The organism is Methylobacterium sp. WL6, from assembly GCF_008040095.1.
Lineage (GTDB): Bacteria > Pseudomonadota > Alphaproteobacteria > Rhizobiales > Beijerinckiaceae > Methylobacterium.
Genome location: NZ_VRVH01000009.1, coordinates 23,178 through 45,542 on the forward strand (window position 1 = coordinate 23,178; position 22,365 = coordinate 45,542).

At 62.9% G+C, this 22,365-nt stretch carries 14 protein-coding genes and 1 pseudogene; 6 read left to right on the forward strand and 9 right to left on the reverse strand.

The window, feature by feature from the left end; genetic code table 11:
- Nucleotides 1-38 precede the first annotated feature (38 nt).
- Nucleotides 39-830, forward strand: coding sequence for a transporter (locus FV230_RS02705; protein ID WP_243938374.1), 792 nt, complete (start codon nucleotides 39-41; stop codon nucleotides 828-830).
- Nucleotides 831-1,303: 473 nt separating this feature from the next.
- Here the strand turns inward: FV230_RS02705 and FV230_RS02710 are convergent, their stop codons facing one another.
- Both FV230_RS02710 and FV230_RS02720 read right to left on the reverse strand, forming a co-directional pair.
- A complete protein-coding gene (locus tag FV230_RS02710) occupies nucleotides 1,304-1,612 on the reverse strand; it encodes a hypothetical protein (protein WP_147841139.1) in 309 nt (102 codons plus the stop codon).
- Nucleotides 1,613-3,334: 1,722 nt separating this feature from the next.
- On the reverse strand, nucleotides 3,335-4,618 hold the full coding sequence (locus tag FV230_RS02720) for a TadE/TadG family type IV pilus assembly protein (RefSeq protein ID WP_187275354.1): 1,284 nt from the start codon (nucleotides 4,616-4,618) through the stop codon (nucleotides 3,335-3,337).
- A gap of 240 nt (nucleotides 4,619-4,858) precedes the next feature.
- Between FV230_RS02720 and FV230_RS02725 the strand changes: the two genes are divergently transcribed.
- A complete protein-coding gene (locus tag FV230_RS02725) occupies nucleotides 4,859-5,254 on the forward strand; it encodes a hypothetical protein (RefSeq protein WP_147841142.1) in 396 nt (131 codons plus the stop codon).
- Nucleotides 5,255-5,957: 703 nt separating this feature from the next.
- On the opposite strand, the gene FV230_RS02730 is transcribed toward FV230_RS02725, so the two are convergent.
- The 4 genes from FV230_RS02730 to FV230_RS02745 all read right to left on the reverse strand — a co-directional run bounded on the left by FV230_RS02730 (nucleotide 5,958) and on the right by FV230_RS02745 (nucleotide 13,624).
- On the reverse strand, nucleotides 5,958-10,085 hold the full coding sequence (locus FV230_RS02730) for a peptidoglycan-binding protein (RefSeq protein ID WP_187275355.1): 4,128 nt from the start codon (nucleotides 10,083-10,085) through the stop codon (nucleotides 5,958-5,960).
- Nucleotides 10,086-10,369: 284 nt separating this feature from the next.
- Complete coding sequence (locus FV230_RS02735) at nucleotides 10,370-10,828, reverse strand: Mov34/MPN/PAD-1 family protein (protein ID WP_187274759.1); 459 nt, start codon at nucleotides 10,826-10,828, stop codon at nucleotides 10,370-10,372.
- A complete protein-coding gene (locus FV230_RS02740; RefSeq protein WP_147841145.1) occupies nucleotides 10,825-12,510 on the reverse strand; it encodes an E2/UBC family protein in 1,686 nt (561 codons plus the stop codon). Before FV230_RS02740 ends, FV230_RS02735 begins: the two co-directional genes overlap by 4 nt.
- A complete protein-coding gene (locus tag FV230_RS02745; RefSeq protein WP_147841146.1) occupies nucleotides 12,503-13,624 on the reverse strand; it encodes a cyclic GMP-AMP synthase DncV-like nucleotidyltransferase in 1,122 nt (373 codons plus the stop codon). Before FV230_RS02745 ends, FV230_RS02740 begins: the two co-directional genes overlap by 8 nt.
- 117 nt (nucleotides 13,625-13,741) lie before the next feature.
- On the opposite strand from FV230_RS02745, the gene FV230_RS02750 reads away from it, so the two are divergent.
- Complete coding sequence (locus FV230_RS02750; protein ID WP_147841147.1) at nucleotides 13,742-14,728, forward strand: CBASS cGAMP-activated phospholipase; 987 nt, start codon at nucleotides 13,742-13,744, stop codon at nucleotides 14,726-14,728.
- 198 nt (nucleotides 14,729-14,926) lie between these two features.
- Here the strand turns inward: FV230_RS02750 and FV230_RS02755 are convergent.
- Nucleotides 14,927-15,234: pseudogene (locus tag FV230_RS02755) on the reverse strand (hybrid sensor histidine kinase/response regulator); the annotation flags it as partial.
- 238 nt (nucleotides 15,235-15,472) lie between these two features.
- Between FV230_RS02755 and FV230_RS02760 the strand changes: the two are divergent.
- From FV230_RS02760 to FV230_RS02770, 3 genes are read left to right on the forward strand one after another with little or no spacing between them, the layout of a single operon-like run.
- Nucleotides 15,473-16,954, forward strand: coding sequence for a DUF4173 domain-containing protein (locus FV230_RS02760; protein ID WP_187275356.1), 1,482 nt, complete (start codon nucleotides 15,473-15,475; stop codon nucleotides 16,952-16,954).
- 31 nt (nucleotides 16,955-16,985) lie between these two features.
- Nucleotides 16,986-17,687 carry a response regulator gene (locus tag FV230_RS02765; RefSeq protein WP_147841160.1) on the forward strand — a complete coding sequence of 234 codons (702 nt, stop codon included), beginning with the start codon at nucleotides 16,986-16,988 and terminating at the stop codon, nucleotides 17,685-17,687.
- Entirely contained in the window at nucleotides 17,684-19,276 is a 1,593-nt protein-coding gene (locus FV230_RS02770; protein WP_246694702.1) for a HAMP domain-containing sensor histidine kinase, read from the forward strand. Before FV230_RS02765 ends, FV230_RS02770 begins: the two co-directional genes overlap by 4 nt.
- Before the next feature lie 10 nt (nucleotides 19,277-19,286).
- Here the strand turns inward: FV230_RS02770 and FV230_RS02775 are convergent, their stop codons facing one another.
- Together FV230_RS02775 and FV230_RS02780 are read right to left on the reverse strand one after the other, a co-directional pair.
- Entirely contained in the window at nucleotides 19,287-19,727 is a 441-nt protein-coding gene (locus FV230_RS02775; RefSeq protein WP_147841150.1) for a DUF2809 domain-containing protein, read from the reverse strand.
- A gap of 677 nt (nucleotides 19,728-20,404) precedes the next feature.
- Nucleotides 20,405-22,096 carry a methyl-accepting chemotaxis protein gene (locus tag FV230_RS02780; RefSeq protein ID WP_147841151.1) on the reverse strand — a complete coding sequence of 564 codons (1,692 nt, stop codon included), beginning with the start codon at nucleotides 22,094-22,096 and terminating at the stop codon, nucleotides 20,405-20,407.
- Nucleotides 22,097-22,365: the final 269 nt, after the last annotated feature.

The window sequence follows — 22,365 nt, forward strand, 5'->3', positions numbered from 1 at the left end:
CCGCCTCGCTCACCTACGGGTTGGCCGGCATCTCCGCGATGGCAGGCTCTTCGGCGCAACCTGGACAGACCGTGGGGCAGGCTCCCGGCGCGCCGTTGCCCGTCGGCCTTTACTTCATCGACACGTCGAGTTTCGGCTCGCGCGACATCACCCCGCGCGGTACCGACTCGAACATCAACCTGCCATCCTTTATCTGGGCGACACCGGCCGAGGTGGTCGGCGGGCGGCTGCAGTTCGTCGTGCTCCAGCCCATCACGGCGTCGAGCACGCGGGGTTCGGCCTACCAGAGCGGGTTCGGGCAAACGCTGCTTGCCGCCCAGGTCGCCTGGAAGCTCGGCAACAACCTCAACTTCAGCTACCTGCTCGGCGCGTACCTCCCGAGCGACACCAAGATCGTCATCCAGAACCCGGTCCTGCACCAACGGTTCGCCATCACCTACAATGGCGACGGGTGGAACCTGACGGGCAACTTCCTCTACGGCACCTTCTTCGACACGCGGTCTCCCACTGGCACGTTCTACCCGGACTTCCTCAATCTCGACCTCACCGCCACGAAGCATTTCGGCAAGTGGGAGGTCGGGCCGGTGGCCTTCGGGTCGACCGACCTACCGACCGGCAATCCCGCCTACGCCCGTCAAGGCCAGTTCGCCGTCGGCGCACTCGTCGGTTACAATTTCGGGCCGGTGAACCTGCAGGCCTACGTCACGCGGGACGTGGTCCAGCGCAACTACGCCGGCCTTGAGACGCGCGGCTGGCTGCGGGTCACGGTACCGATCTACCAGGACAAGGATGGGACCCCCGAGGCGAGCCCCGTCATACGCAAGTTCTGAGACTGTCTCGGACGCACGTGGTGATAGGGCCCCCCTCCTGCGATGGATGCACGAACGTTCCGAGCAGGATCCAGTATGTTTGAACGGATCGAAGCAGCCAGAACTCTGGGCCGGTGAACCTTGGCGCGATCAAAAACCTGTGGGTCACGCTCCACCCGGTCGCGTCGTGAGGGCTGTTCTGCTGAGTACCAAGAAGCAGACCTTCTCGGGAGCGCCCTGGATCGACCCCTGCTCTCCGCTTTGCAATAACGGCGAGCCAAGGTCGATCCATACCTGATGCCCACAAAAAGGTCGGATATCCAACAGATCGTTCAGGTTGCTATCGACCCTTTGTGGAAAGCGGGCACGTCCACACGCAGGCTGCTCGATGGCGCGAGGATTGATAACGGCGGGCAGCCGGCCTGTGTTCACTTAATGCGGCCCGATGAAGTTTATGTCACACTAAGTTAATGCCTGCCCAAGTTGTTGTGCTTTCAATCATGCGTCAAGTGGTGAAGTGCCATTCCGGCAAGTACGGCTACCCCAAGAGAAAATTTCATGTTTCCCTCAATAAAACTAAGTAGGCCATTGCGGTCCGCCAGATGACTCATAGTATTGTTAGTCAATGCCGCACGTGCTCTGGAACGATTCTTTGGACGTGCGCGGACTGATACTTCGAACTCATCACCATGCTGAACAATATCGATACTGTTACGACCAAAGCCTGCGCTTGCCAAACGCTCACGCGCCGACTGCGCTCCTTTGAGAGAACCGAAGTTGGCGGCAAGGGTATCTGACGACATTAAATCCTCCTACAATACTTACCTTAAACTCGGACCCTACGAGGATGGTTGCCTATCCTGATGACGATCGTATCGTATGCCGCCAAAGCGAGCTGGAGGCGTTCGCGAACAAGGATCACGTTCGTTTACAGATAGACCGCTCGTGTGTGTTTTAGACCCTACTATCAAGCTGCGGGAGCAAGGAACTTCCGCAGCTCGCTCAACTCTGATCGACTCGCCAGCAGGACGGCCGGTGGCTTTCCGGCAAAAAGACGCCCACCGGTGACGACAACGTCGAACCGCGCGAGCGAGGGTCAACACCGCCCGACGGCGAGAGCGTAGCCGCGCAAAGGCCGTGTTCTCGGCATTCAGTCCGAGCTTCGTGGTGCGCTTTTCGAGCAACCCTACTGGAATAGACGCACCATCTCCTGGCGCCTACGCTGCAGGTGAAACTCGACTTGCTCGAACAAACCACCGCGGTTGTGAGATCGGCAGTTAGGGCAGGCGAGTTGATCCCTTAAGAGGTCCATGGCAGCTCTACGCGCGCGATAGCCATGGAAGGATGCAAGGTAGGTGTCGACCACCTGCTCAGCTTCGATGATGGCGCCGGGGCGATAGGAACACGCAAGGCTGACAAGGCGACGGACCGTTTCGTGCAGGTGGTTCATACAATGGAAAACCTGACTCGATCCTACGCCTGTTCCAGTAACGAACTGTCCTAACCCATCCTTCCAGTGTCACGACCCTTGGATGAGCGCAACACTGGGAAGATTTCATCGACAGATTAGTGGCGTAGAGGCGGCCAGTGCCGGTGCCCGAAACGTTGTTGGTTGTGCCCGGAACGACCCGATGATTGCGGCGCAGCAGGCCGGCAAGCCCAAGGAGACCGATCCAGCCGTAATCATGATGGTCGTCGTGGTCGGATCTGGTGGGCGGGTTAGCCATTCCCGCATTGTTCGTTCCAGGATTGGTCGTCGTATACTAGGCCAAGGCAGGGGTCGCAGCGGCCAGTGCGAGGGTTATCAAGAACACATGAATAAGACGCACGAGATTTATCCAGATTAGGGCTTAGCGTAGATAGAACCCTGGCACGGGAAGATTTTTCACGATCATCGCATTTCATAAAAATCTCGGTGTCATCTAGGATGTAATCTGGAGCCGTTGGCGCTCTTTTGTGAGCGGCCGTTCTGCATGGCACGGCGCACTGTCCAAGGTATTTCTGTAGCCCCCTCTGCGACGGAGGCAGAATTCGCCCTGCAACGGTTTTGGGGCCGTCGTGGTTCATGAAGCGATCGACGGAAAGCAGTGTTTTAGGGTGAACTGATGGAGACGACACGGTCTCAAGAGAGTGGCGAGATAGGGCACGTCGCTGGAGCGGATCAGGCGCTCGCTATAGCGGAGAGTGTCGCCACAGCCTTTGAGGAGGGCGGTGGCGAATTGAGCGGCATGAGCCGGGACGCGCTCGCTCGCGATCTCGCAGCCGTGCTCGAACCCCTCCTGATCACGTGTACCAATGCGGAGTGGATCGAGGCTATCAACGCCCGCTTGGCTCGATTGGAGGGTGAGACTGATAAGCCCGGACCACGGCTCGAGCGCTTCGCGTCGAACGGCATCGCTGAGTGTGCCAATTAGCCCACCCGGGCAGCGGACTGTGGTCGACCTAGGACCAAATCTGAATTCAGGCGCCGAAGCAGATGAAGAACGGCACCCGCCGCAGGCCTTGCTTCGAGGACGGCGCTGCGATCACTGGGTCAAAAGCAGGCGTCCGCCGATGTTGCCTACGCCACTCGGAACCGGAACATCGCTGGCCGAGTACATGGCGTTCATCGTAAGATTGGCACTGCTGGCGACCTTGAGCTGGCGCGATACGATCACCGTATAGGATGACAGGTCGGCTATGATACCGGCGGAGTCCACGGTCAGCTTTCCACGCGGCATGTAGATCGTGCCGAGCAGCTGGCGGGCATTGCCGCTGGAGATCTTGTGCTCGCGCAACAACGGAGCGGTGGGATCCTCGTAGATGAGGAGGCCTGACATCGCACCGTCCTTCGGAGCCGTCAGGTTGATGATGCTTTGGGGTGTGAAGTTGAGCGTCGTCTGCTGGCTCTTGAGGTAGATGCCGACATACGATCCGGTCAGCGTGGCGTTGCCATCAACGGTGAGGGGACCCGTGTCGATGACGTAGATGCCCTGCGCGAGCGTGGCCACGGCCCCCTTCGTGACCTTCAATCCGTTGCAGTACGTGCCCGGATAGAGCGTCTGCGAGGTGGTCACGACCGTGTTCGTGTACGTGCAGCTGGAGGACGGCGGCGGTGCTCGCCCAGCCAAGGGGTCCACCAAGCTGGGGCAACCGGATTTGGGCCCTGGAAGGGGCGGGATCGTGGTGCTCACGGAACTCCCACCCGCCGAGCAGATGCTGGTCGCCAAGATGGTGGCTTGGTTCTGGAGCGTGACGCCGCTTGCGTTCGTCGAGTCCGAGTAGACCGAGCACGTCGATGCAGTCATCGATGCGTGGTCCCGAACCGTTAACGTGCCGGCCGAACTTGGGTCGAGTGCCAGGACGCAAAGTCGCGTCTTACCCACGACGGACGCCTGCGCATGAACGCTGATTGTGGCGGTCGGTTTGCCGAGGAACTTGCCGAAGATCAGCGTCACCGTTTCCTGGGTTTGCGCGGAGACGCTGGTGCCATCGGCACCGACGCTGACCTGGACGGAGAAAGGCGTCCCGCTTACGGGCTGGGCGTCGGAGCGGATCTTCTGCTCGGTGACAGCTGTGACGGAGCCGCCGTTCGCTGCGGCGAGCTTCAGGGTGTTACCGCCCAAGATCACGCCGGCGTCGGTCGCCGACTGAAGTTGAACCTTCCGGTTTGCGAGGCGGGCAAAATCGATACCGCCGCCTGCGAGACCGAGCAGCACCACGGCGGTGAGACTGAAGATGACGGCGACGCCGCCGCGATGGTCGGCCTTGAACGCTTGGCCACGCGCGATGACGCTCCAGCCAGCAGCTCGGACACGACGAAAATCCATTCGGCCTCGACGTGGCATGCAATCCGATCCCGCGCCCAGGGAGGTCCGGCGCAGCAACTAGACTGTTGGATATGAAAGCCTTGCTAAGGGATAGTCAGAAATCCCAACCAGCATCTTATTCTTCAATGCATCGTGACCAGCCCTGCTGCTTAATTAAAACTTAACCGCATAAGATCAAAAATGTAAACCCGCGAATTGCGACCCCGATGAAGATCACGCCCTCAAAGCGCGTATTGATGCATGAGAAACTTCGAGAAAATCGGCCACTTCATGTCTTTGGCCTGCGTCTTGATGGCTCTCTCGTCGCCAGCATTTGGTTGCTCGGCCGGAGACAAGGCTGAAGATATTATCTACGGTTGCAACCAGTTCATCAAATTTGCCCGTAAAGGCTACTCACGGAACGATGCAGATACGATGCGGCATCTCGGCGAGTGTCTAGGAGCAGTTCGGACGATGCTTGCGACGGAGATCGCGGGTGACTTCATCTGTCCGTCGAACGAGGTCAAACTGATCGATGCTGTGACGGCCTTCTCGCTGTACGTCATCCAGCATCCCAGCGAGCTGACAGCTTTTTACGTCGTGCCGATGCGACAGGCCTTCCGGGCCGCCTATCCATGCCCCGGACGAAACCCGTAGAACGCTCCTCCTGATCGACCCGTCAAGGCTGTCTGCCATTGCTGGGCCTACGGACCAGTTCGCGCGCGAGATGTCTGCTTCGGGACGAAGAGCCAGGGTCCGCTTACCACCCCTAGCCGAAGTTGCCGGGCGGCCGAGCAATGACCGCTTATGGGAAGCGCCCATGCCGATCCAGGCGGCCGGGTTGGGTCGGGACCCGCCCGTCCGCTCGACGACCGAGTTGGGTCGACATCGGCCGGACCGCTCTACGGCCAGGATGGGTGAATTGTCACCGGTCTGCTTTCGGGAAGAGGCCAGTAGATCAGACGTCGTCGACCATAGATTTGGCAATTCGAGCGTCCCAGCCAGCCATCGCGATATCGGCGACCGCGTCCAACTCTTCCCAGCTCGCGCCATCACGGGCCAGGGTCGTCCCCGATGCCGCGTACCAAGAAATCTTGGATTATGATGCCGGTGCCGTAGATCAGCACGAGAGCCGGTCCGCGTCCGCGGTCGACATCGTGCAGCCGCCCGCCGCTGACGGTGATGAACTCACCGATCGGTGGGGTCTCGCACTCGGCGTTCCGCGTCTTCGTGGCCGTATAGTGCGCCGATGCCGCGAGTGCGACTGCGGAGCCGCTTCGATCGGATCACGCATTCGTCGTAGAACCGAGTGTCTGACACTACAATACGGCGTCAAAGTCTCACGGGGCTTTCGTGCGTTTCACGGAACAGTCCATCGACTAGTGAAGTGCGAGCCTTGTTTGTAGCGTGCGATCTTAGGGCCGACCTCTTCGCAGAGCTCCCCAAACGCATCACGCGTCACACCGAATTCGGCATCGTTGATATAGCCAGTGACATAGCAGACATCCTGGTACTCGCCCTTGATGCGGTTGCGCATCTTGACCCAAGTGCTCACCAGCGCGGTCTCGAGAGGGCGGTTTTTGTAGAGGGCGGTGCCGTAATCCAAAATTCGAGTCTCGATCGACATGAACTCCCAGCGGTCCTCGCGCTGAGCCTGATAGTGTTGGGCAAGCCGTGGATAGCGACCGATGAACGATGCAGGCTGATCGCCAGTGACGAAGTTCCGTGCTTCGTCACCGAAGGTTTGTTCGAAGAAGCGTGCCCGTTCACTATACTGGGCGCGAAGGGCTCGTTCCTGCACGTCGCGCCGCGCGCTTTCCTCTTTTTCCTTCTCGCGGTCGAGCGTTTTTCGCTCCTCGAGCTCACGCTGGCGCGCGAAGATCTGCGCAGCGCTGCGTGACTTGTCCTGCTCGATCCCATTAAGCGTCTGGGCCACCTCACTCTGTTCGATCCAGAGCGGTAGGTAGCGATGGCTGAGGCCGTCCCGGGTCATGGCCTCCGTCACTGCCGCGAGGTCGGCCACCGACGCATAGACGGCACCGCACTCGCCGCGTTTGACGGCAATGAACGCCCCATCTGCCGATGTCGGCGTCACGACCGGGGTGCCAGGCAATTCGTCCCCAACGCGGTCGGCGAGGCGGCTGAGAATTGCGGCATGCGCCTCGACGGCGTCCGTCGTAACCTGGCACAGGGCGCTCGACGTGTTCGGCACGACCACCAGGCCAAAGCCCTCGCCGGTGCGGCCTCGAACCCGCGCCTCGACGGCATTGGCTTTGGCGGCCTCCGCCTGTTTCACAGTCGCGAGTGCCGCCGCATCGATGACCTCTAGGCGAGCGAAGAGGTTCCCGTTGACAGCATCGACCAGGGTGATCATCCGGTCGACTGGCTCGCGCAAGAGGCGCTCGCGCTCGGCAAAGATGAGATCCTGCTTAGCGAGATCGTTCGCGCCACACGTCGCGAGCGGCAAGGCGAGCTTGGCTCCGAGGGCCGCGCTCCGGTCTCGGATCTGGCGGTTGAGGAAGACGTCGGAGAGTGGCGCATGGAACAGACAGGCAGCCGCACGCCCGTCCTCGAAGACCAGTTCGCCGCGTAGGTTGCGTACCACCGACGGGGCCTTGCCGCTGTCGTTGTACAAGACGATGAGGTCGCCGCGGCCACCCTCGATCAGAAAGCGGCTCTTGGCTGTGATCGCGCGTGCGAGCCGTGCCGCCTCGTCGATGCGCGCGCGCTTGCCGGCATAGGCGTCGGTCAGCTCTTTCAGCCGCGCATCGGGCGTTTCGGCGGTGATTCCGGCGATCTCGGCGACGAACCCACCCAGGAAGGTCTGCAGATCTTGCGGGATCCCGCCCTTCAGCGTGGCTTCGGCCTCGCTTTGATCGCGCTTCAGACGTTCGACCAATGCGGTCCGGCTGCGCTCGGCCTGATCGCGCTCCCTCTGGCGCGCATCCTGCTCGCGGTCCCGGCGTTTGGCGGCGTCCTGATCGTTCAGCGCGGCTTGCGCCTTGGCGACCGTCTCTGGGGCGATCCAGATCGGGAGGTAGCGAAGTGAGACGCCATCCCGCGCCATGGCCTTGACCAGAGGGGCCAAGTCTTTTGCCGTGCCATAGACGGCCCCGCACTGCCCCCGTTTGACCGACAGGAAGGCTCCGTCGGTCGTTGCGGGGACCACGGTCGCGACGCCCCGAAGTTCGGCTTTCAGCAAGGCTTCGTAGGGCTGCAGAATCTGATCGTGAAGGGCCTTATCGCCACCCGCGATCCGGCAAATCGTGCGCGATCCGGTGCTGAATGCGAGGACGGTCAGACCATCCGAGGTTCCGCGTGCGACTTCGGTTTCGGCCTCGGCTGCGCGGATGCCCTCGGCCTGTCGTGCGGCCTCGATGTCGGACTTCAGAACCGTACCGCCGAGGGTGAAGACACCGGTATCGATGGCCGAAGCGATGGTCCTGAATAAGCTTGTCTGTGCCTGGAGCGCGCCCCGCTCGAAGGCGATGAGATCGGCGCTCTGGAGTTGCGCGCTCGAGCAGGGAGCCAGGGTTTCCTTGATCGGCGCACCGAGCGTGCGAGCTTTCGCAACGAGCTGCTCCAGAGCAATGCGATCGGACGGCGCATCGGGCAGCGCACAAGCGACCGTGTGCTCCGGATCGAAGACGAGGTTGCCATCGAGGCCGCGAACGACAGACACGGCGCGCGGTGAACTGTTGTAGAGCAGCAGGAGGTCGCCGGCATCGCCATCGACGAGGAACCGGTTTTTGTCGGTGACGGCGCGCTGGACCGCCTCAGCCTGTAGCACCCGGGGTTCGATCTGCGAAAAGCGCTGTTGGAGCGTCTCGGCGATCCGGGGCAAATCCTGTGGCGCGGCCCCCTCCGACTGCTGCATCAAGACCGCGAGTTCCGGGCGAAGGTCGTCCGGCACCGGTCCGCTCAGGAGCGCTTGAACGCGCTTGCGCTGTTCGTCGAGGTTTCGCTGCGCCTGCAACCGTGTCGTGCGGTCTCGCTCGTCGACTCCAAGATCCGCCAGATAGGTCTCGTAGCGCCGTGCGACGGCGTCGATGCGCGTGGGCAACGAAGGGTCCGTGACGATCGCAATCGATGGAGCGGAGGATGTTCCGCGACCAAGCCGGCTAGCGAGCGCAGTTCCGAGGAACCCGTCGCCAGGCAGCCCCTCTGCTTCCGCAAACGCCGTGATCGCCCGGCGTGTGACACCGCCGTAGACGCCGTCCGCGGTCGCGTCCGGAGGGAGTTGGCCGGCGTTGCGCAGGGCTTCCTGCAGCCGCACGTGCTCCTCGATAGGGCGTTCGAGCTCCTGGCGGGCGGAGGGAGGTCCGTCGCGACGGACGCGCCCTGCCCAAACGTCATTCTGACGCTTGTAGGCCGCTGCGATGCATGGGCCGCCTTTGGCTCGCAGCGCTGCCGTGACCTTGCCGGTTTCAGGAACACGACAGGCCTCGATCGTGCGCTTCACGAGGTCGTTCGATTCGGCCTTGAGTTCCGCGCCGGCGTCGGGCTTCAGGTGCCTCAAGGCGTAGAACGCCCGCGCCATTTCCAGATCGGTCCGTCGGAGGTTCGCATCCTCGCAGATAAGGATCGGAAGGGGCGTGTTCGCCCGCTCGCAATCGAAGGACGGACCAAGATCGCGAGCCGGAGACACCGACTTCGAGGCCTGTACGACGCGCGGTGGTTCGGACAGGGCCACCGCGTCCCGTCGCAGCTCGTTCAGGCGTTTGCGCAGGCTGTCGGAGGTGTCGGTCTTCGTGCGTGCTTCGGCCTGGGCCCGTAGTCCACTGATCCGATCGAGAGCGGCCAGCCGGACAGCCTCCGCCTGGGAGAGCGCGCCGAGGTTTCCGATTTCGCGACCGATTGCATCTGTGTCGGGCGCGGTCGGCCCGGTCCGCGCGCTCAGCTGCTGCTCGATGCGACCCTGGATCCGAGCGACCTCGGCTCGCACGACGGGCGAGGCATCGCGCTGGAAGTTCGCGAGCGTTCCCTTCAGAACTTGAAGCTGCTCGGACCGTCCCTGCGCCTCAGCACGTGCTTGGCGTAGCTCGCGGGCTTCACCGGTCTCTACGTCGGCGACGATGACCCGCGTGCCAGAGAAATTTAGCTCGATCGCTTCACGTGGCTCGATGGCTTGGATGCGGCCGTTGCCGTCGCGGTAAGCAAAGGACTGATTGCACGTGGTCGAGACCGACCAGCCGTTTTCATCGGGGGCGGTGCAACTGTATCCGCGTCGAAAATTCGGCTCGGTGAAACGCCGGCACTCTGTGAAGAACCCACTGAGCCGACTGTCGTCCGGGCCGATGCCGCGTTGGATCAATCCGGCGATGTCTGTGTTCCGCCGTGCCATGGCGCGATCCAGGCAGGAACGATCCCCGTTCGGCAGGCGACCCCAGGCCTCACGAGCGGCCTGTGATTGGGCCGCCCCGAGCAGTCCGCCAAAAATGTCGAGTGGGGTCACTTGCGCGGACGCGGACCCCATGGTGCTCGCCATGATCACGATCGGCCAGAGGCCGCGCATTCCACCCCAGGGCATGATCTTATCCCGCCACGCTCTATGAGCGATGTTTGGCTGGACTGAGCGACCTATTCAAGGTTGCAAATGACACAGCTGCGTGGATCGTATGCTCCAACAGAGGGGCATCACGAATGAGGTGAATGCTCCTTGGGGCAGCAGCGTCATGGTTTCAGGGCCAGTCAGACAGGGGTGACGCGACACGGCACCTAGCCCCGAAGGCGTTTTTCGAGGAGCGGCGTTTTTACAGGTGAAACACGACATTATGCAGCGTGTGAAACCGCAACTCTGCGTAGGCCTTTCCCGTGGCCCCAAGCGCACCAGACTGATCGACGTCCGACGATCATGAAGACGGCTGGATCGGTGTCGCGAGCCAGGATTGATTGCCAGGTCCGTAAATCGCGGGTTGATGGCGTTGGATCGTCGACAGGATGCGTATGCCATTCGCCGACATAGGTGTCCGTGCCGCTGGTGCTCTGCCAGGCGGCAAGGGCTGCAGCTTGGTGGCCGGAATCCTTACGATCGAACAGGTTGGATCGACGCACGTCGCTCGGCAGCGGCGTCGTGCACGCTGTGATTTCGATGTGTGGCCCGCGATGGCTGCCGATGAAGATGCCTCCCGCTTCCAGACCGATCTCGACCTCGGTCACGTAGGTTGCAATGGCTACCTCGACGGCCGATGCGAGCAGGATCAATCGGCGTTCATCGACCTGGAAGATCACGCGGTGGGACCGCAGGCCGGACATGTGTCGATTGGGGCGGGGCTCCCCGGTGGAACGGCGAGGCCGCGCTTCGTATCGAGGGTGAGTGACCGAAAACGATCGCCTGGATCGCCGTTCGCCCAATCGAGCACGAGGTCACAGGCGAGAGCTGCCGCGGCAACGGATCGCGAAACCGGAAAAGGGATGTAATCGGCGTCTCCGCATGAGACGTTGGCGACGGTCTCGGTTACGACCCCCGGTCGTAGCGCGGGAAACTGGGGCGGCCCGGCCAAAGACGGTTTGAGACATTTCAGGCAGGCCCGGTCTGGATCGCCGGTCAGGAGGCATTGAGCAACCGCACCGTTGCCGACCAACCAGACGAAGAGATTTGGCAGCTGCTCTGGTCGAGCGCGGACGGCGCGCTCGTTCAGAGCGAGCGACAGCGCTTCCTCGCCGGTGGCGTCGATCACGAGATCGTATCGCGCCCATGGCAGCGCCAGCGCGAGAACGTCGCCGCCGTGGCCCTCGATCGCTAGGGGTGGCAACTGCTCCTTGAGAAAGGCTGCGCAAGCCTCGGCTTTGTTTTCTCCGAGGAACGGTACACCGAGGACGTGCCGTCCAAGATTGCCACTCTTGAGTACGTCGGGATCGACGAGCGTCAGAGATCCGCGACCGGCTCCGGCTCCGCACTGGGCGAGCTGCTGCGCGAGGAAGCCGCCGATGGTGCCGCAGCCAATCAGCAGGATCTTCTTGCCGGCGAGGTTCTTCATACCGCCGAGATTCCGACCGAATAGATAGGCCTCATCGACATGGACACCGGCAAAGCGGTCGACCGGGGTCAGGGTCCGCTGACGCGCCATAATGTGCAGCAGTCGCTGACGTCGGTTTTGGAGGAACTCCGGTCTGCGCAGGTGTCGCGGAACGTCGATCTGATAGCAAAACAGGCCGTTGGGCGCACGGACGAGGACGGCGGCCGTGTGACCGGACTTCGTGCGCAGAACCGTCTCCAAACAGCCGTCAAGATCCGGGGCAATGCTTTTGAGCCACGTATTGAGCGCGGGCAGTGTCGTCGGCGGCCATGTGTCGTCCGCCGAGAAGGTCAGTGGCTGATCGACAATGACCACGAGTACCGGTTGTCCGAGGTCCCCTCGCCGCCCGGTATATCGATCGAGTCCACCGAACCACGTCCGTCCGGTCGTCACGATGAGAACGTCCCGCTCTCTACGGCCGAGCCGCACGGCGCAAATGCGTGCCGGTCCGGAATAATTCACCGGGAGATCGACGTAGACGAATGTGGTGCCCCAGTAGGCATTGAACTCGTCCGCGAAATCGGCGTCCGAGCGTCCATCAATGGCGTCCCGAAGAACGGCCTCAGCTTGATCGAGGCATTGCAGAACGGTGCCGCCGGGATCGTAACGGTCGAGGACGACGCTCCCCTTTGCATAATAGCAGATCGACCGGTCGACACCCTGCAGGTGCGGAAGCATACGATCCGGCATCACATAACCGGGGTCGATGCGGATGCGTGGGTATTTTACGAAATCGAAGTCGGTCACTTCGATAGCGATAGGGATCGCAGCGGCGTGTCTTTCGAGCACGCCGGCGTAGAACGGAGAGCGCGAAACCGGAGCCATGCGCATGAAACCGCGCTGCCCGAGGGCGTCGTGGACTGCGTGGCGTGCTGCGGTCCTGTCGTCAGCCACTTTGCGAGCGCCCAACTGGACGGGCGGGGACGTACGTCTTAGGTTGCGCGGCGACAATCGCCTCGGCTCGCACGGGGATGCTCACGAGATCCGGCCGGTCCGGCAGTCGGGGTCCGAACGCCGCACGCATCAGCGAGATCGCGCTCTGCTTCTCGTCGCACGCTTCCACCGCCTCCCGAAGGCGATCACGCAGTGCCTCGGCGGCCGCAGCTGTTCGAACCCGCTGCTCGGGCGACATGCGATTGAGGTTCTCGTCCTTGCTGGCCGGATTGGGCATGTCTTGGCCCAGCATGGCCGGCAGTCGCGTGACGATGCTCAAGAGGCGTTCATCCTCGCGTTCGGCTAAGAAAGGCCGGCGAATAGCCTCGTAGGCACTCCACACGCAGGCCATGAGCATGATCGAGGAGAGCTTGTCGTGGTCGAGGTGGTGGTGATCTCGCCAAGCCTTCATGTAGCGGCAGTCGCGCCGAAGCCGTTCGCCGTAGATATCGACAGCGTCAAGGAACCACTTGTGGATCTTGCGCGGGTCGGACGCGACCCAATCGTCGTCGCGGTGCGCGAGCAGAACCGCGTTCGAGGGGAGATCCTCCCAGCGTTTCGGAGCGTGATCGTGGGCCTTCTCCATTCGCTGCGCACGGGCTTCCAGCAACGCGAACTGTTGATCGGGAATGGCGTAGAGGGGGATGTCGACGTGGGCGTCGAGTGCGATCTCAAGGCGCACGCAGGTTGGCTTCTTGATGAGGGTCCAACCCTCGGTCTTCGCGAGTTCACCCAGGATCGTGTCGACGAATTCAAAGAATTGTTTCGCCGCCTTCGACGGTCGCTCACCCGTAACGAACGATAGCGGTAGATAGCAGCCGTCGTCGAGATCCTTTTGCTGGCTCGGTGGCCATGCGGGATCGTTGAGCGTCCGGTAGCTGCTGCTGCCTTGCGTGAAGAACCGGGGCTGTACGTCTGCGTCGAAGCGCTCCCGGGACGCCGCGCTGAAGGCGACGCGCAGGGACGCGCGGATTTTCCCTTTGGCCTCCTTCAGATCGCTATCCTCCGCTTTGAGGTTTACGAGGAAGGTCTCGGGATCGGTCGTGGTGTGCAAAAGTTTGGAGACATTCGCCATAGTGGCTCCTCGGCGACGACCAATCGAGCGTTGCTGTGCGGATGGATGGGATATCGCTAGGGTTGAGATTAAGCGATTCGCGGAACGGATCAAGAACCGGCGGGGTTTTCGTTCACAATGACGTTTCAAATCCTGTGCCTGAGTGGCGGCGGCTACCGCGGCTTGTTCACCGCCGAAGTGCTCGCCCAGTTGGAAGGGCAGGCGGGTCGGCCGATTGGTGAGTGCTTCGATCTCATCGCCGGAACATCGATCGGCGGCATCATCGCCCTCGGTCTCGGCCTCGGTCACCGTGCGAGTGCGATCCGCGACGCTTTCATCAAAAACGGCTCAGCGATCTTCCCGCCCCAGCGTCCGCCGAGGACCGGGCTGCTTGGCAAATGGGACAGCTACCGAGCCTATGTGGGCGGTCCGAAGTACCAAGCTACCGCGCTTCGGCAGACGGTGAAGGGAATCGTCGGTGAGGAGACCCTGTTAGGAACTGCGCGGACACGTATTCTGATACCGTCGGTGAACATGACCGAAGGTCGTGTTCAGATGTTCAAGACACCGCATCATCCGACCTTGACCAGGGACCAGCACCGCAAGGTCCTCGAAATCGCAATGGCGACCTCGGCGGCCCCGACATTCTTCCCGCTCGCGACGGTCGGTAGCAGCCTCTACGCCGATGGCGGTCTCGCAGCGAACTCGCCGGACGCCTGCGCCGTGCATGAAGCCGTGCATTTCGCGGGGCAGAACAGGGAGGACATCCGCGTGCTCAGCATCGGTACGACGTCGTCGAATTTTGGCCTGCCCAGGTCGTTGGGTGCCGATTTCGGTCCTGCAGACTGGATCACGAACGAGCGGCTTGTTTCGACGGTCTTCGGCGTACAGCAGCAGCTCGTCGACTTCATGCTAAAGCACGATCTGAAGGATCGATACTACCGGATCGACACCTTGACGTCAGCGGAGCATGCCAGCGACATTGGCTTAGACGTTGCAACCGAGCACGCGCAAGGTACGCTGATCGCTCTTGCGGAGGGATGCTATCAGCGCGCCTGCACGGCTCCGCAAGTGATCGAGGCACTCGCGCACCGTCCGGTAAAGGCCGCATTCGTCCGAGACTGATAGCCTTCGGGCGCACCATGCCTCGACGCGGGATCAACGCGCGGCGGCTAGGTAGGAGCCCCAGCGAGGTCGAAGTGAGCTATCTGCCGTCTGGCGTCGTCTGCACGCTGACCGCGGCTCTAGATGAGATTTAGGGCCGGTGATGATCGCCGTGATGGCACTGCGGGGTTGCGGTACGACGGACGGAATGCGTGGGGCCTAGGACGGGTCGGGCGATGTGCGTTTGTGTTCCCTGCCGCCCTCGATCATCGAGCGGATCCGCGCGGCCATAGTTCGATGGCAAAAGGCTTCGTCAGGACCGCGATGCCGGGTGCAAGCTGTCCGTTTCCCAGGATGGCATTCTCGGCGTAGCCTGTGATGAACAGCACGTGGCGATCGGGCCGGCCGACGCGGGCCGCATCGGCCATCTGCCGGCCATTCATCCCGCCGCGCAGGCCCACGTCCGTGACCAGCAAGTCGATGCGCACGTCCGATTGCAGCACCTTGAGGCCGGCCGCGCTGTCGCCGGTCAGAAGGTTCAGCAGGATCGTCGAGACGGCTGCACACGATCTGCACGAAGTTCCTGACACCGTGCACGGATCGTCCCTCAGGGATGCCTGAGACGATCGCATTCTGCGCCGGTGAGCTGTCGACGTCATCGTCGCCCCAAGATGCCATGGGGTGAGGCGGCGGCTGGCTTCGCCGCCAGCGTGCCTGCGCTAGGCGGCCTCCCAACTTGCAGAGGCCGACATGACATCCCCCTCCTTGAGCGCACCCACGCCGACGATTTCCCATCCCGGTCCCAAACTCGTGCTCGCCGCCGTCGTCGCCCTGATCGGCGACCGCCTATTCTACGTCCACGCCTTGGGCATTTCCCTGGTCGTGTTTTTGGCGGCAATCGCAGCTGCGGCCCTGGTGGCTGTAGGTTCACGGCTACACTGGCTTCGGTATGCCGTCGCACTCATCCTACTGATCGCGGGCCTCGCCCCGCTCGTGGAAAGCGTCAGTCTGCTGTCCCTTGGCTTCGGTGTCGTTGGTTTAGCCCTGTCGGTCGCCATTCTGACGGGTAGCCTGGAAGGCGGTGTAGCCAGAACGGTCAAGGCGGCAGCTGGGATCGTTCTGGCCGGCCCGTTCAACCTGCCCGCGGACCTGTACGACGTCGCGCGCCGGACCATCGAAAGCCGGCGAGCTCCGCGAGCAGCGGTTCTGATTGGCTGGCTCATACCGCTCGCGCTCTGCGCCGTCTTCGCCGCGTTGTTTGCTACGGCCAACCCGGTCCTCGTGGGCTGGGTCGTGGACATGCCGTGGTCGGTCCTGATCCCGCGTCTCGATCTGCCGCGCACTCTGCTTTGGCTCTGCCTCCTGGCGGTCGTGTGGGCCTTCGTCGCTCCGCGCGGATCGGGGCGACTGGACGTAGCAGGCGCAGCGCTCACGCAGTCCCCGTCGGCGGACGTCGCACCTGTGCTCTCAGGTGTGCTCGACTCAACAGTGGTTTTGCGCTGCTTCGTCCTGTTCAACCTGCTCTTCGCCGTGCAATCGGCCACCGACGTGGCCTATCTCTGGATCGGGTTCGCCTTGCCCCCTGGCGTGACCCACGCAGCCTATGCGCACCGTGGGGCCTACCCCCTGATCGCGACCGCACTGCTCGCGGCAGCTTTCGTGCTCATCGCTTTGCGTCCCGGCGGCGTTGGCGAGCGCTCGTCGGCGATCCGCATTCTCGTCTGCCTGTGGATCGGTCAGAACGTTCTGCTGGTCACCTCGGCAATGCTGCGGCTCGACCTCTACGTCGAGGCCTATGGGCTGTCGCTCCTGCGCCTCGCGGCCCTGATCTGGATGGCGCTCGTCGGTGTCGGTCTCGCGCTGATCCTCGCCCGCATCATACTTCGACGCGGCAACGGTTGGCTCGTCGGAGCCAACGCCCTGGCACTAGCCACCACATTATACGCCTGCGCGTTCGTCAATTTTCCCGGCACAGTGGCGGACTTCAATGCGGCGCATCGGCTCGACGCAGGGCAAGCGTTCGATCTGCCGTACGCAGCGAGCCTCGGGGCTGCAGCGATCCCTGCCATTGATCGCGTGCTGGCCGATGGCGATGGACCTCTCACGGTGGACGCTCGCCAATGGCGGTGGAGGCTTGCCGCCACCCTCCGGCAGCGGATGGGAGATTGGCGCGCCTGGACATTCCGTGACCAGCGTCTTCTGAACTACCTTGCCGCGCATCCTGACGCGCCAGTTCCGGCGCGGTGAGCTTCCAATCGATCAGCACGGCACGCCAGACATGAACCGCAGCATCCTCGTCGTCGACGACGATCCGCACATCCGCGAAGTAATCTGCTTCGCGTTGGGCAAGGCGGGACACGTGACCCAAGCCGCCGATGGAGGCGAGGCGGCGCTAGCCGAGTTCGACCGGCAGCCGCCGCGCCTCATCGTCCTCGACGTCGGGCTACCGGGCATCGACGGTTTGGAGGTTTGCCGCCGGGTACGACGAAGTTCCGACGTGCCGATCCTGTTTCTCTCGGCTCGCGACGAAGAGATCGACCGGGTGCTCGGGCTGGAGATTGGTGGAGACGACTACGTCACCAAGCCGTTCAGCCCGCGCGAACTCGTCGCCCGGGTCGGCATCATCTTGCGGCGGGTCGAGGGACAACGTTCGGTCATGGAGGGCGACGGGGTCCTGCGCCGCGGTAGCCTCGTTCTAGATCCACCGCGGCACGCAGCGGCCTACGGCAGCGTCGCCTTGGCATTGACGGCGGTCGAGTTTGCGATGCTTCGGGCGCTCGCCGTGCGTCCTGGTCACGTCCTCAGCCGAGACCAGCTGATGGATGCCGCCTATAGCGGGCGCGTGCATGTCTCGGACCGCACAATCGACAGCCATGTCCGAAACCTCCGCGCGAAGCTGGCCGCGGTCGGCTGTAGCGACGCGATCGAGACCATACACGGCGTCGGCTTCCGCCTCGGACCATGCGGTGCGCGGGCGTGAGCGCCAAGAACATTGTCGCGCGAGCGCCGCGGGAAAAGTGGCGGCCGACACTCGGCCTCGTCGTTCTGGCGCTGCTGCTGTCTGTGGCAGCCCTACCGCTGCTCGGCTTGTCCTTCGTGCGACTGTACGAGAACCAACTCGTGCGCCAAGCCGAGGGCGAGCTGATCGGCCAGACCATGGTGTTAGCGACCGTGATCGCGCGCGAGATCGCCACGGATCCTGCGCGCGACATGTTGCTCGGCCCGGTCGTACCGAAGGCGGATCCGGCCGCGATCGAGCCGGCGCTGGATCTGACCACCGACCCCATCCTCGGTCGCCGCCCGAGCGCTGCCGACGCCCCGAGCCTCTCACTCGCCCCCGCGGCCCTGGGCACGCGCCTCGCTCCGCTCCTACCACCCATCCGAGCCGTCACGCTCGCCGGCTTTCGCGTCCTCGACCGCGACGGCATCGTTCTCGCCGGCGGTGACGAGGTCGGTCGCTCGCTAGCGGGTGTCGAGGAGGTCGCCACGGCACTGCAAGGGCGATTTCGGGCGGTCATGCGGGTCCGCATTTCGAAACATCCACCACCGCCCCTGTACGCGATCAGCCGCGGCACCAGCGTGCGGGTGTTCGTGGCGATGCCAGTGCTGGTGGATGGCCGCATCGCTGGGGTCGTGTACGCGTCGCGCACGCCCGACAACGTCGTGCGGCTGCTCTACGGCGAGCGCGGCAAGGTCGTCCTTGCGTTACTGATGGTGATGGTTTTGACAGGGACCGTTGCCCTCGTCTTCACCCGGGCGATTGGTCGGCCGATCACGGCCTTGAAGGCGCGGGCCGCGGCGATCGGGCAAGGTGCGCCGGTCACCTCCGCCCCCGAGGCCCGGTTCGGAACGCGCGAGATCGCGGCACTCGCTCATAGTTTCGAGACGATGGCACTGCGCCTGCGCGAGCGCTCGGACTACGTCGCGACATTCGCCAACCACGTCTCGCACGAACTGAAGACACCGCTCACTGCGATCCAAGGGGCGGCCGAGCTACTTCAAGAGGATGAGGATGGGCTGGGGTCGGCGATGAGTATGGCCGAGCGGCGGCGGTTTCTTGCAAACATCGTAGCGGACGCCAATCGTCTAAACGCCTTGCTGCGGCGGCTGCGCGAACTCGCCCGCGCCGAAACTGCCTCACCTGCCGGGCATACGACTTTACGGGAAATTACGGCGGATCTGATCGCCCGTTTCGCGAAGATCGAGATCCGCGCCGAGGGTACGCTTGAGCAGCTGTTGCCGCTGTCGCCGGAGGATGCCGGCATCGTGTTCGGGCATTTGGCCGACAACGCAGCTCGGCACGGTGCATCGACCCTGCGGCTAGATGTGACGATCGCCGGTGACATGCATTGCGTACGCATCGTCGACGATGGTCGCGGGATCCCGATCCGCGACCGCGAGCGGGTGTTCGAGCCGTTCTACACCACGCGACGGGTGGATGGGGGGACCGGCATGGGGCTGAGCATCGTTCGAGCGATCCTGCAAGGACGTGGCGGATCAATCGCGGTCGTACCGGTAATACAGGGGACGGCGTTCGAAATCAGGCTGCCCCACCCTTCGAAGACTTAGGACGGTCTGCTTATCGCTCGCGGGTTTGAGAATGTGAACTTGCGGGCTGCGAGGTAGCGGCCCGTTCACAAAGAGCAACGAACCCGATCCCGGCAACGTAGGCCACGAGGTTCCAAACCGAGAAAATACGCCCGAGGAGCAATGCTCCCGGTAAGGTCAGCCGGAACGCATCGAGCCAAGGTTCGTGGTAAAGGCGCAGCATTTCAGTGCCGAGCGCCATGCAGCAGGCTAAGCATACCGTAGCCGTGATCGACTGGCTGGCAAGAAGCGCGGCGCAGAGGCAGTAAATCATGGCTGCCCACAGAACGGAGCCGCCGTACTTGAGCGCGAGGACATTGAGGCCGAGGGGGACCAAACGCCAGATAAGGCCGACGCTGATTAGGACGAGCGCGATGCCGAACCAGGTCAGGCGTGATCGCCCGCGCTGATGACGAACGGTGAAGGTTCGCAATGGATGATCACCTATGTCCGCGACGAGTATTCGATATATATATTCGGCGCATCAGCGCGGAGGTTCAGAGTTGCCCGCGGCTGCTAAGTTTGGCCTCGCTCTATGATGCCTTCATACGGTTTTCAAGTGGAGTGACGCGACGCCCCATCAGCTGCATGCCGGTCTCGAATGGAGGTCTCATTTGCTCAGGTGCGGTGCGTGGCTGGCGTCTGTGTTGCGGGGAGGGCTAGTAATCCAAACCCGACGCTTGGTACCCACCTGCGAAGTCTGCAACGGGTTGATTTCCGCCGGTCCGCTTTCGGACCGCAACGAACGTGAGCAGACGTTGCCGCCGCGCCCGTTCACGACCCTTCTCGGACCCTGGGGAGGTCCGCTTCCAGGCTGTTAAGGTAGAGGCCAACATCCGGGTTGGTTGGTCTTCCGCCGGTCTGCTTTCGGGCAGTAATCGATAGAAGCGGACGTCGCTCGCGTGCCCGCTCACGACCCTTCACGGACCCTCAGATCGTCTGCTTCTTGGCCGTCGGGGGGCCGGCATCTCGATCCTGCAGCGCACGCCGTCTTGACCATCCATCTCGCCGACCCACGGCCGCTGCGCCGCCGCCGGTGGCAACACGCTGATGCTGGAGAGCTTGCCCGACAGACGACGCGCCCTTTGAGAGCGCGCCGTCTGGCCCACTCTAGGCTGCGCGCACCGTCGCGAGGAAACGGCCAACCTCGGCGGCTAGGTGCTCAGACTGATGCGACAGCTCCGAGGCCGCCCCCAGCACCTGGTTCGCTGCCACGCCCGTCTGCTCCGCAGCTCCAGCAACGCCCGAGATGTTGCTCGTCACCTCACCAGTCCCCATCGCGGCGCGGCTGACATTGCGGACGATCTCCTGAGTGGCAGCTCCCTGCTCGTCGACCGCGGTGGCGATGGCAGTCGCAACCGAGCTGATCTCACGGATCCGCCCGGTTATGCCGTCAATCGAGGCGACGGCTTGGCCGGTGGAGGCTTGGATCCGCGCGATCTGCCCGGAGATCTCGCTTGTGGCTTTTGCGGTCTGTTCCGCCAACGCCTTCACCTCGGACGCCACCACTGCGAAGCCCTTGCCGGCGGCCCCCGCACGAGCAGCCTCGATGGTCGCATTCAGAGCGAGCAGGTTGGTCTGCCCGGCGATACCCGAGATCAACCCGACAACGTCGCCGATGCGCGACACGGCGGTCGAGAGCTCGTGCACCAGGACGCCGGTTTGATCGGCATCCGCGACGGCCGCGCGGGCGAGCTCCGCAGAGCCGGCGACCCGACGGCCGATCTCCTGAACCGAAGCACCCAGCTCTTCGGCTGCCGCCGCCACCATGTTGACGTTGGCCGCAGCTTCCTCAGCCGCCATCGCTACCGAAGTCGAATTCGAAGCGGTCTGCGCAGCGGTGCCCGCCATGGTGCGTGCCGTCGCCTGCATCTCGCCGGCTGCGGCATCCACCTGGGCCACGATCCCGTTGACCGTCGTCTCGAACGCCCGCGTCGTCGCATCGATCTGCTCGGCCTGACGCACCTTGCGCGCTTGCTCGACTGCGCGCTCCTCCGTCAGACCCCGCGCCGCCAAGGCGTTGTCCTTGAACGTGCGAACGGCGCGGGTGATGTCGCCAACCTCGTCCTGCTGCCGCGTCTCGGGCACCATGACACTGAGTTCGCCTTGCGCGAGCTTCAACATCACGGCGGTCAGTGGGCGAAGCGGGCGAATGGCGCGGTAGGCCCAGATCGCGAAGCCGCAGCCGACAAGGGACGCGATCGCGCAAAGCGCGAGCATCAAAAGGGTGAAGGCATGGGACACTGCGCGGACGTCGGCACCGGTGGCCTGGTTACGGGCCTCCTGGAGGTCGATGAAGCGGTTGATGCGCGCCAGCCACTCGGCGAATGCCGGCCGGGCGTCTTGCATGAGCATCGTCCGAGCTTTGCCCGTGTCGCCTGCCTGCTGACTTTCGATGACGTTCTTCATCAGAGGCAAGGTCTTCGCCTCAGTTTGCTTGATATCCCCGAGGATCGCGCGCTCCTCGACCGAGGTATCGGGTCGTTCGGCGAACATCTGGTCCATGCTCGTCGCCGATCGCGCATAAGCTTCGGTCAGGCGCTTGATATCGGCCAACACTGCCTCACGGCCGGACTGATCGGCGACAAGCGTAAAATCGCGAAGACTGATCGCTCGATCGTGCACGCTGCCACGGAAATTGATCGCGTAGCGCTGCTTGACCGAGTTAAGATCATTGATTTCTTTGAGCTTTTCGTCGATATTTTCGACCTGCACGATGCCGTAGCCGGTCAGAACAACCATCATCGCCAGCAAGACGACGTAGCCGGTCACAACCTTTGTGCTAAGTTTGAGTTTTGTCACGTTGATCCCCGCCCCAAAAGCAAGCCCGGGAAATCTAAGCCAGACACCTTAACTATTCTGCCGACGCTGAACCTCTATCATCAAACGATTTTTCAATGCAACTCTAGGCAGCAATCCTGCAGTGTACAGCTACCGTTCTGCGGCGCTCGCCTTCATGATCGTAGCGTTGATGCCGTCCGCTATGAGGCTGCTTTTGAGCTGAGCCCATGTTGATGCGGAAAACCGCCGCGCGCGTAGTCGCTCAAACGTCCGGTCCCGGAGCACCAGGG